The following is a 16,909-nucleotide window of genomic DNA, read 5'->3' as shown; positions in this document are numbered from 1 at the left end:
CGTGGGGGGAGGCCCCGGCATGGTTGCCCTTGCCGGCGCAATATGCCGACTACACGTTGTGGCAGCACGAGCTCCTGGGTGCCGAGGCCGACGCCGACAGTCCGCTGGGCAACCAGCTCGCCTATTGGCAGGCGGCATTGGCCGATCTGCCCGAGGAGCTCGCTCTTCCAGCCGACCGGCCGCGTCCACCGGTGCAGAGCGGCCGCGGCAACCAGATTGCCTTCTCCCTCAACGCGGTGCTGCACGCACAGCTCCTAGAGCTGGCACGCACTCACGGCGCCAGCCTGTTCATGGTGTTGCATGCCGGTGTGGCGGCGCTCCTCTCGCGCCTGGGTGCCGGAGACGACATCCCGCTGGGTACTCCTATTGCCGGCCGCGGTGACGCCGCTCTGGACCGACTGGTGGGTTTCTTCGTCAATACCCTGGTTCTCAGGACCGACACCCGCGGCGACCCAAGTTTCGCCGATCTCCTGGCCCAGGCACGCGAGACCGACCTCGCCGCTTATCAGCATCAGGACGTGCCATTTGAGCGCCTGATCGAGCAGCTCAATCCAGCGCGCTCCCTGGCACGCCATCCGCTATTCCAGGTCATGCTGGTGCTGCAAAACACCGCTGCGCCATCCATCGCGCTCGCCGGCCTGAGCGTCACGCCAGAAACGATCGCCACGCGCACCACCAAGTTCGACCTGACCTTCAGCTTTGCTGAGCGGAGCGGGGCCACCGGTGTGTGCCAGGGGCTGGATGCCACCCTCGAATACGCCTCTGACCTCTACGATGGGGCGACCGCAGAAGCATTAGCCGAGCGCCTGACCCGGCTGCTCGCGGAGGCCGCGGCGGCGCCCGGGCGGCCGATCAGTTCGTTTGAGCTGCTCGCGCCCGCCGAGCGCCGGCAGATCGTGGAGGAGTGGAATGCCACTGCCCGGCCGGTGCCTGAGGTCACCTTGCCGGCGCTGTTCGAGCAGCAGGTGTGCCGCAGCCCCGCGGCCACGGCGCTGATCTTCGAGGATCAGGAACTCAGCTATGCCGAACTTGACGCCCGCGCTAACCGGCTGGCGCATCACCTGATCGGGCTGGGAATCGGGCCCGATCAGGTGGTGGCGATCTGCCTGGAGCGCTCGCCGGAGATGGTCGTTGCGCTGCTGGCCATCCTCAAGGCGGGAGCGGCCTACCTGCCGCTCGATCCCGGCTATCCCGAGGCTCGACTGGGCTTCATGCTCGACGACGCCGGCCCGGCGGCGCTGGTCACCACCTCCGCACTGGCCGCCCGCCTGCCTGCGGCCGGCCCCGTCCGCCTGCTGCTCGACGAGCCGCAGTTGCGGGCCACCATCGCCGCTGCCCCCGCCACCGCTCCCACTGACGCAGACCGCGTCCGCCGGCTCGATATTCGCGACCTCGCCTATGTCATCTACACCTCCGGCTCCACCGGAACACCCAAGGGCGTCGCCGTTTCCGAGCAGGCGATCGTCAATCGCCTGCTGTGGATGCAGGCCGAATATTGCCTCGACGGCAGCGACAGAGTCCTGCAGAAGACCCCGTCCGGCTTCGACGTCTCGGTGTGGGAGTTCTTCTGGCCGCTAATCGGAGGCGCCGCACTGGTGCTTGCCCGGCCAGGCGGGCACCAGGACCCGGCCTATCTGGCCGCGACCATCGCCGGCTACGGCGTTACCACGGTGCACTTCGTGCCCTCCATGCTTCGGGCTTTTATACAGGAGCAAGCATCCGGTGACTATCGGGGTCTACGGCGCGTGATCTGCAGCGGCGAGGCGCTGCCGGCGACGTTGCAGGCCCTCTTCTTCGCCAGTTTGGATGTAGCGCTACACAATCTCTACGGGCCTACGGAAGCCGCTATCGACGTCACAGCGTCGGAGTGTAGCCGCGACCGCGACGAGACCTCCGTGCCGATCGGCCGACCGATCTGGAACACTCGTGTGTACGTGCTCGACGGCAGTCTGCGTCCGGTGCCGGCAGGTGTGGCGGGTGAGCTGTACATTGCGGGGACGGGTCTGGCGCGAGGGTATTGCGGGCGCCCGAGCCTGACGGCGGAGCGGTTCGTGGCATGCCCGTTCGGCGAGCCGGGAGAGCGGATGTATCGCACCGGCGATCTGGCGCGATGGCGGGCGGACGGCATGCTCGACTTTCTCGGCCGGGTCGACGACCAGGTCAAAATACGCGGCGTTCGGATCGAGCCGGCAGAGGTGGCGGCGGCGCTGAGCGCCCATCCGGCGGTCGCACAGGCAGCGGTGGTGGCGCGCGCGGACGGCCCAGGGGGCCAGCAGCTGGTCGGCTATGTCGTGGCGGTGGCAGGCCAAGACCTCGACGCCCAGGCGCTACGAACGCATGCGGCGGCGCGGCTGCCCGAACACATGGTGCCGTCGGCGATCGTCGGGCTCGAAGCCCTGCCCCTCACCCCGAACGGCAAGCTCGACCGCAAGGCGCTGCCGGCGCCCGTCATGGCGACGGCCAAAGATGACTATGTGCCGCCTGAGGGGTATACAGAACAGCTCCTGGCAGCGATCTGGGCTGAGGTGCTGCAGCTTGAGCGTGTCGGTCGACACGACAATTTCTTTGCGCTAGGCGGCCATTCGCTGCTGGTACCAAAGTTGATTGCACTCTCAGGCCAGGCAGGCTTTCACGCCGATGTGCGCACGATTTTTGAAGCACCCACACTGGCTGCCTTAGCGGCAGCAGTGACATCTTGCCGCAGTAACCTCATCGAGGTTCCTGAAAACCGTATTCCGCCGCAGTGCGAAGTGATAACGCCAGCCATGCTGCCGCTGGTGCAGCTGAGCGAACGGGAGATCGCTCGGATCGTCGAACATGTGCCCGGCGGAGTGGCGAATATCCAGGACATCTACCCACTGACACCCCTGCAAGAGGGAATGCTGTTCCATCATCTGACGGCAACTGCGGGCGATCCCTACCTGTCGCAGGTGACGGTGGGCGTTGACAGCCGGCCGCGCGTGGACAACTTGTTGCAAGCACTACGGGCAGCGATCCACCGAAATGATGTTTTGCGTTCCGCCGTGCTTTGGCAGGACATGGTAGAGCCGGTGCAGGTGGTATGGCGACAGGCGCATCTCGCGGTCGAAGAGATCAGTCTCGATCCGCATGCAGGTGATATCGCGGACCAGCTCCGCGCGCAGTTCAACCCCCGACATTTTCGCTTGGATCTCACACAGGCGCCGCTGCTAAGGGCCCATATAGCACAGGATCCGTCTAACAATCGCTGGGTCCTGCAGTTGCTCTTCCATCATATGGTGGACGATGCTACCTCCTTGAGGCTGCTGTTTGGGGAAATCCGGGCGCATCTAGCGAACCGGGCCGACCATCTTCCAGTGGCGCAGCCGTTCCGTGAGTTCGTGGCACGAGCTCGGCTCGGCCTGACCGACGAGAAGCACGAAATGTTTTTCCGGGAAATGCTGGGTGATGTCGATGAGCCGACGGCGCCGTTCGGTTTGCTCGATGTCCAACAGGATGGGACGGCGATCGTGGAGGCAAGCCGGACGCTGGACTCCCGTTTCGCTGGGCGGCTGCAGGCAGCCGCGCAAACAGTCGGAGTCGGTGCGGCCAGCCTGTTTCACCTAGCGTGGGCGCATGTGCTGGCAGCAGTGTCAGGACGAGATGACGTCGTGTTCGGGACCGTGCTGACTGGTCGCCTCCAAGCCGGCATTGGCGCGGATCGAGCACAGGGACCATTCATCAACACGCTACCGATCCGAATCAGGATTGGCGGTCTGAGCCCGCGAGATGGCGTAAGGCTGACGCATGGCCTGCTAGCACGGTTGGTGAGCCATGAGCACGCGCCGCTCCTCTTAGCGCAGCGTTGTAGCCGGGTCTTGGCGCCGGCGCCATTGTTCAGTGCCCTGCTGAACTACCGTCAGCAACGCGACCAACCACAGATTTCTGGTGAATTGGATCGCGCCGAGCACGGAATTGAGTTTCTCGGTTTTGAGGAGCGGTCCAACTATCCCCTCACTTTCTCGGTGGACGATCTGGGAGACACTTTCCGCCTCACGGTGCAGATGGCGTCGACGAGCGAAGTCGATCGGATCTGCACCTATATGACCAATGCACTAGAACAACTGGTAGAAGCTTTGGAGGTACGGCCCGATATACCGATACAGCGCTTTGAAATTATTTCACCCGCCGAGCGCCGGCAGATCGTGGAGGAGTGGAATGCCACTGCCCGGCCGGTGCCTGAGGTCACCTTGCCGGCGCTGTTCGAGCAGCAGGTGTGCCGCAGCCCCGCGGCCACGGCGCTGATCTTCGAGGATCAGGAACTCAGCTATGCCGAACTTGACGCCCGCGCTAACCGGCTGGCGCATCACCTGATCGGGCTGGGAATCGGGCCCGATCAGGTGGTGGCGATCTGCCTGGAGCGCTCGCCGGAGATGGTCGTTGCGCTGCTGGCCATCCTCAAGGCGGGAGCGGCCTACCTGCCGCTCGATCCCGGCTATCCCGAGGCTCGACTGGGCTTCATGCTCGACGACGCCGGCCCGGCGGCGCTGGTCACCACCTCCGCACTGGCCGCCCGCCTGCCTGCGGCCGGCCCCGTCCGCCTGCTGCTCGACGAGCCGCAGTTGCGGGCCACCATCGCCGCTGCCCCCGCCACCGCTCCCACTGACGCAGACCGCGTCCGCCGGCTCGATATTCGCGACCTCGCCTATGTCATCTACACCTCCGGCTCCACCGGAACACCCAAGGGCGTCGCCGTTTCGCATTGCGGCCTCGCCGGCTTGGCGGAAAGCCAGATCGAGCGCTTAGGCGTCACGAGCGCCTCCCGCGTGCTACAATTCGCCTCGGTGAGCTTCGATGCCGCTGTTTGGGAGCTGTTGACAGCCTTCGCAGGGGGTGCCTGCCTGGTGCTGCCGCCGCCCGGCCCACTGCTCGGCAGCCAACTCGCCGCCACCTTGCGCCGCCGTTCTATCACCCATGCCCTGATTCCGCCGTCCGCGCTGGCCAGCAGCAATGCCAACGTCTCGACCGCCTTGCCCACTCTATTGGTCGGAGGCGAGGCTTGTTCGCCGGACCTCGTGGCGCGATGGTCGGCTGAGCGCCGGATGATCAACGTCTACGGTCCGACCGAGACGACGGTCTTCGCGACGATGAGTGGTCCGCTGACGGCGCCGGAATCTCCTCCGATCGGCCGACCGATCTGGAACACTCGTGTGTACGTGCTCGACGGCAGTCTGCGTCCGGTGCCGGCAGGTGTGGCGGGTGAGCTGTACATTGCGGGGACGGGTCTGGCGCGAGGGTATTGCGGGCGCCCGAGCCTGACGGCGGAGCGGTTCGTGGCATGCCCGTTCGGCGAGCCGGGAGAGCGGATGTATCGCACCGGCGATCTGGCGCGATGGCGGGCGGACGGCATGCTCGACTTTCTCGGCCGGGTCGACGACCAGGTCAAAATACGCGGCGTTCGGATCGAGCCGGCAGAGGTGGCGGCGGCGCTGAGCGCCCATCCGGCGGTCGCACAGGCAGCGGTGGTGGCGCGCGCGGACGGCCCAGGGGGCCAGCAGCTGGTCGGCTATGTCGTGGCGGTGGCAGGCCAAGACCTCGACGCCCAGGCGCTACGAGCGCATGCGGCGGCGCGGCTGCCCGAACACATGGTGCCGTCGGCGATCGTCGGGCTCGAAGCCCTGCCCCTCACCCCGAACGGCAAGCTCGACCGCAAGGCGCTGCCGGCGCCCGTCATGGCGAGCCGCAGCACGCGGGCGCCGCAGACGCCAGAGGAGGCGCTGCTATGCAAGCTCTACGCCGATCTGCTGGGGCTGGAACGTGTCGGCCCCGAGGATAACTTCTTCGAGCTCGGCGGTCACTCGCTGCTCGCCACTCGCCTGGTTGGCCGCATCCGCGCCGCCCTCGCCGTCGAGCTGCCGATCCGGGCCCTATTCGACGCCCCCACCCCCGCCCAGCTCGCCGCCGGTCTCGCGGAGGCCGATCACGAGCAGGCGGCCGCCTCCGCCTCCCTCCATGTGCTCCTGCCGTTGCGCACCCAAGGTAGCCGTCCACCGCTTTTCTGCATCCACCCTGCCGGCGGCCTCGCTTGGCCGTATGCCGGTCTCTTGCAGCACCTAAAGGGCCGCCCCCTCTACGGCGTGCAGGCCTTGAGTTTCGTCGACGGGGAGACTTCGGAATTATCGATTGAGGCAATGGCCGAAGATTATCTCCACGAGATACACTCAGTGCAACCTTGTGGCCCCTATCACTTGCTCGGCTGGTCCTTCGGCTGTCATGTCGCCCACGCAATCGCAAATCGCCTGCAGGACAAGGGGGAGCAGGTCTCCCTGCTCGCATACCTCGACGGCTACCCAATGCATGACGCGCCCCACGCAGTTGCTCCTGAACCGACTATTCGGGATTTGATGGAGGTGCTGCTCGATGTGTTCTCGGACCGGCCGGTCGAGTTCGGGGATGCGGTGCCATCTCTTGCGCAAATCCGGGGGCTCCTTGCAAAGGCTGACGCGTTGGCGACCCTCGACGACCGACTTGTTGAGAGTATCTTCAGGAATTTTCGTGACGCCCCGCGCTTAATGCGAGAATTCAGACCAAGAACCTTCCAAGGGGATCTGTTGTTCTTCCGGGCGACGCTGACCGCCAAGGAATCGCAGCCGGAGGACTGGCAGCGCTATGTCACCGGCCGCGTCAGTATCCACGACATTGTCTGCCGGCATGAGAAAATGATGCGCCCTGCCACGCTTGCTGCCATCGGCCCGCTTTTAGCCGGGGCCCTTGAGCGAGCATCGCAAACACGATCTGCCTCCCTATAAAGGATCCACCATGACTAACCCCTTCGACGATCCCCATGCTACCTTCCTGGTGCTGGTCAATGACGAGGGTCAGCACTCTCTGTGGCCCGAATTTGTAGACGTCCCTGCTGGCTGGCACACCGGCTTCGGACCCGCCACCCGCCACGCGTGCCTCGATCAAATCGAGACGCGCTGGACCGACATGCGGCCCAACAGCCTTAAGGCTGCCATCGAAGCAGAGGCTCCGTAAGGGGCTATCACATCGGTGGTTGCGGAGATCGGAACGGAGAATACGGTAGTTTCGCAGCTGATCGCTGTCCCAAGTTACAACTGTGGCCCTTAGGATATTGTTGAGAAAACGCGTAAAAGTCCATGCTGGGCGTTCCTTGCCGATATTGACTCTTGGTCGCTTCGTCGACCTGTCGTACTCCGCCGCGTCTGAAACAATGCATACCAGTGGCGATCCGATGAACACGACGAATCTTCCGATTTCCCATGCATTGCTGCTCGCCGGCAGGATCACATGTACGCCACTGATCGTGGCATTTATATCCATCGCAATTGTCGGTGAAACGCTTTCCCAGCAAGCCGGCATTGCCGTTGTCGTGATTGCTTTGGGCATCATGAGCTTGGCCCTGACCCGTGGAGCCTCGGGGTTTCGCGAACCAAAAGCGATGATTTATGCGGTTGGGACGGGCGTCTTCATTGCGGGATATACCCCTGACTACCTGCGAATGGGCGCACGATCTCTATCCTCTGCGAGGAGTAGCGCCTTCGACGCGCCGAGCTTGAAGAAGAAGTTTTCTTGTGAGGCCATACCTATTGGGATCAAAGTGAATGTTCTTCTTGGTCTAATTGTCTGATATCAGTCCCCCGCCCTGTCGCTGACGCGACCAAGCCATCCGTGTCAGCGACCGCCCTGTCACCACCCGCCACGCGGTGGTGACAGGGTGAAAAGCTGCGCGGCATGGACACCGCGGCCCTTGATTGGCGAAACATTACTGCCGATGTCGCGGTTTTTGCGTCTGCTTTTGCGCTTCGCCCTGGCGGTTGGCCTGCTTCTCTGAAAGCAGCTCTTGCTGAACCTGGCGCTGGCGCTCAATTTCGGAAGACTGGCTCACCTCGGCGGGAATCGGCTGCGACGGATTCTGATCTACTGCCCGCTCCGCCCGGACTGCGGCATTGGCTTCTGCCTGAGTGCGATAGGCATGGTCCTCGCCGCCGCCGTCAAATGGACGCTCCTGTGTGGCAGCACTCCGTTCAGCCTGCCGGACCTCGCGTTTGGCCTCGGCGTCCGTCCGCTCCCGGACGGTTTGAAGAGCGAGCTCGATTTCGGCGTCGGACTTCCGCGCTGGTTCCTGCGGGGTCATGCCTTCGGTGAAGCCTGGCCGCCTTTCCTCGCGCATCTGCTCTTTCTGCCGGCGCTGCTCGATTTTTTCCTGGGCGGCGACAAGCTTGTCCTGCAGTTCCGGATTGCTGATCTTGAAGCCATGTTCGGCAGCAAGCTCGACCGCCAAGGCCTTGTCGCGTTCGGAACCATTGACGGTGATGGTGTCCCACTTTTTCGCCGCCTCGCGCATAGCAGCCAGCATCGATTCCCGATCGCGATCGGCTGGCCTGACCTTATCGCCGTCGACAATCGGCGCCGTTGTCCGGGGTGCCGACGATTGCGACAGCTCCCGCCCGGCCGCCTCGCTCTGCACCTGCAAAGTCGGCGCCTCGGATCTGTTGCCCGGCACGATACCAGCGCGACCGGCTCGCTCCCGAGCAATTCGCTCGCCTGCCGCAACAAGCCTGTCCTGCAGTTCGGGATTGGTAATCTTGAATCCGTGCTCGGCGGCAAGCTCGACGGCGAGCGCCTTGTAGTTTTCGGTGCCATTGATCGTGAGCGAACCCCATTTCCGGGAAGCGACCTGCATGGCAGCCAGCACCGCCTCGCGATCCTTCCATTGCGCGATCTCGACCTTATCGCCATGATCGGTGAAGACGACCGCTCCTGCCTTGCCGTTCTCCTTGCGACTGACATAGCGGATCAGTTCGCCACGCTCCTCGGCCAAGAACTGGCTGAACTCGTGTTTGACGGGAGCAACGAATGTTTCGCCTTCGACCGTTCCGCGTTTGCGTTCGATGCTCTCCTGTGTGGCCAGCATTTGCTGCTGCGTCTCCTTCAGCTTGCCATGCAACTCCTCGATCTGAGGCTGGCGGTCGGCGGGGAGATTCGTCTTGATCACCTCCATCTGCTCATCCATTTGCGCAAATGAGGTCTTCATCACATTCAGATTTGCCATGTTGTCAGCCTCCTCTGTGGGCCTGTTGGGTTGTGTCGATTGGGTTTCGGCAGCCATACGTTCCATTGATCGGACAGCGGTCTCGCTGCGCCGGCGGAACTGCAGCACGGCCGCCGTTTCAGTCTCAGTCAGTGGAACGGGACGCATCGTGCCGGCAAGTTCGCGTGAGACGACGAACCGGCTGGCATCGTCCGCATTGGATTGCCCCCGCGCCGACGCAACCTGGTTCCTGTCGGCCGAGCGAACATCGATATAGCTGAGCGTGCCGCCAAAACGGTGTGCGAACTCAGCGGCCTCGGCGCGATTGCGGGTGAAGATCGGCGCCGACGATCGCGTTCCCGGCCGTTCCGCACGATAGAGCCGCAAGTCGCCTGGTTCCGGGTGAGCTTCATGAAGTGCCTCGGACGCAATGGCCGCTATCTGGCTCCAACCCTGTGCAGCCGCGACAGCATGCCGTTTGCCCTCCTCCCTTGTTGGGATATGGACAACACTTGCCTTCACCGCCTCGACGCGCCGACGAACATTCTCCGTCGCAACACCGCGTTCGACGCGATGAATATCCTTCAGCTTGTAGCCGGGCGGATTGGCGCGCTCGAAGCGGCTCATCGCATCCATCGGAATGTTGCGTTCTCGTGCCTCCTCCGCCAACGTCTTGCGCCACCGCTGAAAATCCTGGATCCGCGGATGAAGCGGCTTACCGGTCTCCGACCGCATTTTCACGGCGGCGTGGACATGCAGATGTTGGCGGTCTTCGTGCAACACAAACACGTAGCGATGACCGGCAAACTCGCGAGCAAGCGTCGCTCGGGCCGCATCGACAAACTGGTCCTTCGGCGTACCCGGCTTGGCGCTGAAGATGATATGCGCGACGTCGCGACGCTCCTGTGAGCGCAGATCACGCTTCCAGTCTTTTGCCTCCTCAAGCGCTGACGAACCGGCATCGATCAAAACATCGGTGGTAAAGGATCCGTCTCTGTTAAGCCGGACGGCAAAAGCCTGATCGCGTGTGCCTTTGCGGATTTGCGAAAGATAGCGGCCGACGCCCTCTACGCCGTGAGCAAACCCATGAACTTCGACTTCCGTGCCGGCGCCAAATGCAGTCTCGAGCCGCGATTGAAGGCCGGTCATCGACTTGCGATTGTCATAGATGCGCAGCGCCTTACGCTCGCCGGGATAAGCGCACGCGGCGGCACTCATGACAACGTCGACCGCCCTTCCCTCTCCTGTCGCTTCAGGCTCATTGCGCCAGGCAATCCGATGGCCGGGGAAAGCCTGCTTCAGCGCCTCGCCAATGGCCGCGTCCGATCGGACCGTCAGTGACAAACGAAGCACATCCTTCGACGGTTGTCGGCCGTCTTCCTCGGCCCATTCATCGGCCAGTGCCTGGATCCAGCTGCCTCCGGACAGTTGTTCACCTGTTTCGCGTTCGACGGCGAGTTCACCATCCCGGCTCTGATAGGTGAGCAGTTTGCCAATACGAGCGCCGCCGGCGGCATAGCTGACCAGTTTGACGACGGCGGGCTGCGATCCGCCTGCAACGGCCAGGCGCTCGGCTGGGCCGGCAGGCCGCCGTTGCGGTTCAGAAGATGGTCCGTTGTCGCCAGGCCCATGACCTGACATAGACGCTCCCCTGTCAAAGGGAGAGATCACACCAACGGGAGAGGCACGCCCGCCCCCGCGACGCCCGCGCCGCACGTCTTCGTCGACCGCCGCGCTTACAACTGGGGTCACACCCGTCCGCGGTTTTCTGCCGGTATAAGGTTTGCCATTGTCGGCGCGGCGCTTTGGTTTCGGTCCCGGCTTACGTCCAGCCTTCGCAGCCGCCAGCACGTCGAGGTCCTGCTGCTCCAGAAAATTCGCGGCTGCCCGCCGCTTCTTCCGCTGCTCGATCTCATCAAGCAAGCTGAGGAATGCATCGACATCAAACATCTGACCTCACCAATCGCTTAGCGCGCGCACGTCCCCTCGCCCGCATCTCATCGAGATTGCGCTCGACATCGGCAACGATCCTGGCAAGTCGGCCAATGCCGTCACGAAGATGCTCATAGCCCGGGTTCCGGCCGCTGTTCAGCGCTCGCGCCACCTGGTTGAGGTTCACACCCACCTTCCTGAACTGCACCACCATCGCTTTAAACTGTATCGCGATCTCTCCCTCCACAGTTGTACCAAGACCGCCGGCCTCACGGGCCAGACGCCGCAGCACTTCGCTGATTGGCAATCCAGTATCTTCGGCAAAGTCTTTCAGCGCGGAAAGCTCGATCTCCGACAGCCTCACACATACCGTTTTGCTTCGTCTTGTCGTCATCGTCGGCCACGTCCGTCGTTGTTCCGGTCGCTCTTGCGACTGCCGGAACGACCTCATCCGCCCGCGCCGGGCACACGCCAGTTTTGTAATACAAAAACTGCTATCCTGCCAACCACCTAATTCATCTTTATCTTTTTATTTCAATCGCTTATACCAGCACTGGAAGTCTTGTGACGACGGTCACGTTTGGAACGACTGCAAGTGATGTCAGTGATACGGCGTGCAAAACGATCATGTGTGACCGCAGAGCTGGCACCACCAAGATGCTTGTAAGCACCAGCACTTGCGGCAGCTAAAGCCGCAGAACACGCCGGGCAGTCAGAGAACGTCTGCGACTGTGAAAACGACAGGACGGCCGGTAGCGCCGCCAGGAACTGGCGGCCAAAAGCACCACAGGCAACGCCACTTGCAAAAGCGCTCCAGCTTCCATATTAATCTCTATATATAAAATCATTCACCGCGCACTTAGGACGGATTGGAATGACAATTATCGCAATGGCGAATTCCAAAGGCGGCGTCGGAAAATCGACCCTGTGTCTGCTGATCGCCTCCGAGCTGGCGCAAAACGGCACGAACGTCCTGATCATCGATGCCGATCAAAAACAGCAGTCCTGCCTGCAATGGTATGGCCGTTGCAAGCGCGCCGGAACATTGCCGACGTCATTGACGGCAGTGTCGGCGAGCACACCGGATGATCTGAAAGCTACACTCAAGACGGCATCAGCCGACATCATTCTGATCGATGTCCAGGGCTCCATCAACGACCTTCTGGTCGCCGCGATCGTCGCAAGTGACATCACCCTTGTGCCAGCGAAGGCCAACGTGATGGAAATGGTTGAGACCGTTAAACTCTTCGAATGGGCGCAGAGCAGTCTCAAACGAGCGCCTCTCAGGCTCGTCCTCAATCGCGTTGAAGGCATCGACACCAATACCGCCGCCTTCCAGGATGCCGTCCAGATGATCCGCGACAACAAGCTTGCCGCCCTTCCGACCTTCGTACGTGCGAGAAAAGTCTACGAGCAGTTTTCGAAGGAGGCAGGCTCATTGGCACAAATCGGAAAGGATCCAAGCAAGGCCGAGCAGGTCTCGAAGGCGCGCAGCAACATCGTCAGCGTGATCTCCGACATTTCCAGGATTATTGGAGAGGCGGCATGAAAGAACCCAATTCAGACGCGGCGCAAATACCGTCTCTCCCCAAATCCCGCCGAAACCTCACTGACCTGGATTCGCTTATTGCCGATTCCATCGGCAAGATGGGAACCTATGACAAAATGCATCGACCATCGGGCACTGGCCACAGCGCAAGCGATCCGGCCCAGGCAACGCCAAATGCTCAAACTGTCGAACTAACGGCCAGCAAATCGGAACCACAGCTCGATCCGGACGACGAAACGCCGGAGCGGTTTCAGATTGTTGTGCCGCGATCCGTCATCATTGCTGCGAAGTTGGAAGCCCTGAAAAAGAAGACGACGGCAGCAGATATTACCGAGCGCGCTTTGCGCGCCTATCTGGGCCTCGATGCTAAGGATTGAAACCGTCGGCGCCGCCAGGTGGCAGCGCGGAAAAATGGAAGAGCATGACCGTAAAGTCGACGATTGTATCGAGCAGATCCGTTGTTCAGCAGGACCGACGACCAGGTTTCCCACGAGGCTTCGGCAAACCCTTCGGCGCTACCTGGCGGGCGCGGGTTGCCTCCGCCTGCTCCGTTCGCGCCAGCGCAAATGCGTGGCATTTGCTTGGGCTCACTCCGGCCGCTTACCACGCCGTCCGCGGCGCTGCGGCTGGAAAACCTTATTCAGAAGATTCACGGAAGGCCGGAAAGATATTCGATCGCTCTGAGCCGATCGGTCTGAAGGCACTGGGGAGCGTCGCATGCTCGCTATCACTAGCGCTCGGGCAAGAAGCGTGAGGCACGATCGAGTACGATGTTCTATTCTGCTGGAGCGCCTTCCAACAACCCGTCGAAAACCTCCAGAAGTGCGTTGGTGATGGCCTGGCCGAGTGCATTGCCGGCCACACGAACGTCTTCGTCGCCGCCGTCCCGGGCAGCCTTGGCAAGATCGAATCCTTGCTCGCTGACAATCTGCTTTGCCACTTCGATAGCCCAGAGGCCGTATTCGCCGCGATTATCTACCTCGATCATGTCTTTCATGGATCATCCTACATCTGTCTCGGCCAGGCTTTTATATCCTCGTCATTCCCGTGGCCAGCATTACGGAGCGTCAAATCCATCACCGCCGTGAATCGAACACGGCCCATCGATTCAAAAGTGTCGTTGGACGTCGTCGGGCGGTGCAGCGATGCTGCGTGCATGGCTCTTTATCCCTATCAGCTTTATTGCCAGCGCTTCGACGCGGCAAGGAACATGGCCCGCTATTATATGCTCTCCATCCAGCCGACGCTGTTTGGCGAAGTGGCCGTCACGCGCGCCTGGGGACGCATCGGAAAGCGTGGTGGCGAAAAGACGGAAATGTTCGAGACAGAGCGCGACGCGGCGGTGCACTTCCTGGATCTGGCGCGTAGAAAGCATGCGAAAGGCTATCGTCCCGTCGCAAGTTGTGGAAATGCCCATATCGAGCACCCTTCCAACAACGACAGAGGTGACAACAAGCACCTGCGATGAAAACTATTCCCCGTGATCAAAAAGGGAATCCATCCATGACCACCACCAATGAAATCGCAGAAAAAATCGCGGCTGACCACAATCTTAGCAAGGCTCAGAGCAAGACGATCGTTGAGGCTGTTTTTGCATCCATCACCGCGGCAGCGACCTCTGGCGCCGAGATCACCTTCCAACCGGGCAAGCCGCTGAAAGATGCGCTCAACAAGTAACTGCCAAGAGCCTCATTCAAAACGGCTTCTGCGCCGTTAATACATAGACGCTCGCTGGATCGATTGGCGGGCATGTTCAGGTGTAATTCAACACGAAGGTATTACGCAGGGATATCCACATCTTTAATTTGGATATCCCCAAACGCAAAATCGCCTGACTTTAACGACGAACCAAGTGATGTGCACGGCATTGAGCGGATGTGGAAGAAGTCTGTCTTGCTCTCCCAGCTTCATTTCCAGAAATAGTAGGACTTCAGCTGGGGCGGAGGCGAGCGGGGACCTCAACCTCGTAATCACGTTTCTCACGCGGTGCCCGTGTTGCGATTTACTCTTGATTAAGTAGTAAAAACGGAGTGTTCATTGTCATCACTTCGAACCTATGCGAGTTCTCATGAAAACACTCGTCATCCTGGTGTTCTCGATAGGCCTTTCAGCCCCCGAAGCGGCGGCCAACACCTCGGGTGAGATATTCGAGTGTTCAGAACTCGCGAATTGGGCTGAACTCGGTGGTGCTAGGTACCAGCTTGCGCAGTTGGGTTACGAGCGTGCGAAGGAGGACGCCCCTACCGCGATTGATCTATTAGCGAAAAGCACTGCTCCGAGCCCCAGTTTCACTCGGGAACGTTCGACTGAGTTCTGGGCAGGCATGTGGTATGGCGAAAGTATCACGAGAGTTGAAAATTGGTTGCAAAAACAATATCCAGTACAAGCCAGACCAGGGGCCAGCGCGTCGGAAAGGGTGATGACCGCAATGACGCAGCAGCAGGTTTGGAAGCCAATAGCGGCGGCCGAATTTCAGCAGCGCGGTTGTGAGTTTTATCTTCCTAACAAGGATTGAGAGGCCCGCTCGAAGCGAGGTCGATGAGAGGAACTAAGCGTTTGAGGCAATCCTCTCCGCCGTTTCGGCAATCTCGATTGGTGTTCCCGGCGGTGCATTGACTTCAACCTCGACGGTCTAGAGATTCAGGAGCGTCATCCTGGTGTAGGGTGGTTGCTCTTCTTGATCTACTGCACGACCAGGTTGATCGCATCCGCGCACCACGCCTATTGACGATTTCAAAATCGAGCTGGTCGATAACGCCACGGCTCGATTTGCCGGCCATGGCGGTCGGTGCGACACTGAATGATCTCGTGCGAGAGGGCGTCGTCGATCAGCCCAAGTGCGGCGTCCTCACGATCGAGGATGTCCCGGCGACGAGCGGGGTCGAACTCCCACAGCAGCGCCTCCTGGCAATCGAGAATGACGGCACGCTCGATCAGAATTTTCGGATGCGTGTGCAGCCAACGCACGAAAGCGATAGCCCCCGGTGTCCGCTGCCATAGGTCGCCACAATGGTCCAGATAGTCGCGCGCCGTCTCCGGTTCGGCGAGATTGGAGCCGTGCCAGATCGCGAGAGGCATCGGTTCGGGGTTGCCAGAAAGGATCTCGGCAATATAGCCATTCGCCACGAAACCACGCCGCAGACTGGTCGCTGCTGAGAGCGGATCGCCGGACTTCAGGCGCAGTAGCGCGTGTTCGTAGTGATAAGGTGGATAGTGCCCGGCTTCGTCCGTGAAGATGCGCTCGGCTTTCTTTGTCTCACCGGCTCGCAAATATTCCGAACCGATCAGACAGCGGATGCCCTGATTGTCGTTCGGGTTCCAGGCGAGCATCTTCTCCATCAGGCGCAGCGCATCGTGGCGCTGACCGAGGCGAAGCTGGGACAGGACCGCACCGTGGGCGGCACGCAGAAAAGGACGATTCTCCAGAAAGCTCCATTCGATCTGCCCCGAAAACTCGGCAGGAATGGCACGTTCGCCTGCTGCAAGACCGCGAAGGCAGGCCTGAAGCGCAAGTTTCGGTTTTCCTTCCTCCATTAGGGCGTTGCCAAGATGGGCATGGCCGTCGATGAAAAGCGGGTGGCGCTCGACCAGCGCCTTGAGCGTTTTGAGATACTTGGCTGGTGTGATGGTTCCCGCATCGCGTTGATCGAGCGCATTGTCCAGTTCTTCGACAATTCCGTCATAGTCGTCGCCATGACGAAAAACGCCACCGTCCTCGAAGATTTCCAATTCGATCTTGCCGTCCATCCTGCCGGGACCCTCTATGTTTAGTAGGCACGATAAGGGCGTCGCCCTTAGCCCGGACGAATCGAAACCCCACATGTCGAGCCAAGATTATCCAGGTGGAGGCATTCTTGGCAGACTATTTTTCGTTACCTAAATTTCAAAGATGGTACGGCAAAGCAACGGGAGAAGTTCGTCAAACGCGCTGAGCCTGGAGAGCAAGATGCATAGATACAAAAGGCTAGAGTGGGTCGAATAGCTCAAGCTTGATCCTACGGTTCGCGCGGCTCACGTTACCATGAGATTGCGTTCGAATTCTCCCTACGCGTAGTCGGCTCACAATCCAGAAACCGCCGTACCCTGCTGGTTATTCATTCGGCAAAGCCAGCCAAAACCGGCTTTGCCAGGGCGCATCAGGCTTCGAGACTGTCGGCAGACATCTTGCCGGACCGACGATCCTTCACCAGTTCGTAGGTGATCTTCTGGCCGTCATTCAAGCCGCGCATGCCGGCGCGTTCCACGGCCGAGATATGAACGAACACGTCCGCGCTGCCGTCATCCGGCTGGATGAAACCGAAGCCCTTCGTCGCATTGAACCACTTTACAGTACCTGTCGCCATTGTCGGCCTTCTCTAGTTTAATTCTCCGGCAGCCCATGCTGTCGGAACGGTGTCTAATACAGAAGGCGAGGC

13 protein-coding genes are annotated in these 16,909 nt (G+C 61.0%); 8 read left to right on the top strand and 5 right to left on the bottom strand.

Annotation, left to right across the window (positions count from 1 at the left end; genetic code table 11):
• Positions 1-29: 29 nt before the first annotated feature.
• From CCGE525_RS39655 to CCGE525_RS37025, 3 genes are all read left to right on the top strand, one after another.
• Positions 30-6,767, top strand: a complete 6,738-nt coding sequence (locus CCGE525_RS39655; protein WP_162950450.1) for an amino acid adenylation domain-containing protein — start codon at positions 30-32, stop codon at positions 6,765-6,767.
• A 10-nt stretch (positions 6,768-6,777) separates the two neighbouring features.
• Positions 6,778-6,996, top strand: a complete 219-nt coding sequence (locus CCGE525_RS37030) for an MbtH family protein (RefSeq protein WP_104825817.1) — start codon at positions 6,778-6,780, stop codon at positions 6,994-6,996.
• A 217-nt stretch (positions 6,997-7,213) separates the two neighbouring features.
• Positions 7,214-7,609 carry a hypothetical protein gene (locus CCGE525_RS37025; protein ID WP_120709246.1) on the top strand — a complete coding sequence of 132 codons (396 nt, stop codon included), beginning with the start codon at positions 7,214-7,216 and terminating at the stop codon, positions 7,607-7,609.
• A 135-nt stretch (positions 7,610-7,744) separates the two neighbouring features.
• On the opposite strand, the gene CCGE525_RS37020 is transcribed toward CCGE525_RS37025, so the two are convergent.
• A complete protein-coding gene (locus tag CCGE525_RS37020; protein ID WP_245472522.1) occupies positions 7,745-10,963 on the bottom strand; it encodes an LPD7 domain-containing protein in 3,219 nt (1,072 codons plus the stop codon).
• Positions 10,956-11,339: a plasmid mobilization protein gene (locus tag CCGE525_RS37015; RefSeq protein WP_120709245.1), complete on the bottom strand. Its 384-nt coding sequence runs from the start codon at positions 11,337-11,339 to the stop codon at positions 10,956-10,958. Before CCGE525_RS37015 ends, CCGE525_RS37020 begins: the two co-directional genes overlap by 8 nt.
• Positions 11,340-11,819: 480 nt before the next feature.
• Here CCGE525_RS37015 and CCGE525_RS37010 point away from each other — a divergent pair, with 480 nt between their 5' ends.
• Together CCGE525_RS37010 and CCGE525_RS37005 are read left to right on the top strand one after the other, a co-directional pair.
• The gene (locus CCGE525_RS37010) at positions 11,820-12,494 is read left to right on the top strand and encodes a ParA family protein (protein WP_120709244.1); all 675 of its coding nucleotides are present in this window, start codon (positions 11,820-11,822) and stop codon (positions 12,492-12,494) included.
• On the top strand, positions 12,491-12,871 hold the full coding sequence (locus CCGE525_RS37005; RefSeq protein WP_120709243.1) for a hypothetical protein: 381 nt from the start codon (positions 12,491-12,493) through the stop codon (positions 12,869-12,871). The genes CCGE525_RS37010 and CCGE525_RS37005 overlap by 4 nt, the downstream gene beginning before the upstream one ends.
• A 398-nt stretch (positions 12,872-13,269) precedes the next feature.
• On the opposite strand, the gene CCGE525_RS37000 is transcribed toward CCGE525_RS37005, so the two are convergent.
• Complete coding sequence (locus CCGE525_RS37000) at positions 13,270-13,491, bottom strand: hypothetical protein (protein ID WP_120709242.1); 222 nt, start codon at positions 13,489-13,491, stop codon at positions 13,270-13,272.
• A 159-nt stretch (positions 13,492-13,650) separates the two neighbouring features.
• Here CCGE525_RS37000 and CCGE525_RS36995 point away from each other — a divergent pair, with 159 nt between their 5' ends.
• From CCGE525_RS36995 to CCGE525_RS36985, 3 genes are all read left to right on the top strand, one after another.
• On the top strand, positions 13,651-13,962 hold the full coding sequence (locus tag CCGE525_RS36995; RefSeq protein WP_120709241.1) for a WGR domain-containing protein: 312 nt from the start codon (positions 13,651-13,653) through the stop codon (positions 13,960-13,962).
• 35 nt (positions 13,963-13,997) lie between these two features.
• Positions 13,998-14,171: an HU family DNA-binding protein gene (locus tag CCGE525_RS36990; protein ID WP_120709240.1), complete on the top strand. Its 174-nt coding sequence runs from the start codon at positions 13,998-14,000 to the stop codon at positions 14,169-14,171.
• 391 nt (positions 14,172-14,562) lie between these two features.
• Positions 14,563-15,009 (top strand): hypothetical protein, encoded by a 447-nt coding sequence (locus CCGE525_RS36985; protein WP_162950449.1) that lies wholly within the window; start codon positions 14,563-14,565, stop codon positions 15,007-15,009.
• A gap of 218 nt (positions 15,010-15,227) precedes the next feature.
• On the opposite strand, the gene CCGE525_RS36980 is transcribed toward CCGE525_RS36985, so the two are convergent.
• Together CCGE525_RS36980 and CCGE525_RS36975 are read right to left on the bottom strand one after the other, a co-directional pair.
• The gene (locus tag CCGE525_RS36980) at positions 15,228-16,241 is read right to left on the bottom strand and encodes a tetratricopeptide repeat protein (RefSeq protein ID WP_120709238.1); all 1,014 of its coding nucleotides are present in this window, start codon (positions 16,239-16,241) and stop codon (positions 15,228-15,230) included.
• Between the two features lie 389 nt (positions 16,242-16,630).
• Entirely contained in the window at positions 16,631-16,837 is a 207-nt protein-coding gene (locus tag CCGE525_RS36975; RefSeq protein WP_120709237.1) for a cold-shock protein, read from the bottom strand.
• Between the last annotated feature and the right edge of the window lie 72 nt (positions 16,838-16,909).

The organism is Rhizobium jaguaris (assembly GCF_003627755.1).
Lineage (GTDB): Bacteria > Pseudomonadota > Alphaproteobacteria > Rhizobiales > Rhizobiaceae > Rhizobium > Rhizobium jaguaris.
Note: the sequence above shows the minus strand (reverse complement) of the source record. Positions and strands in the feature narration are given on the sequence as shown.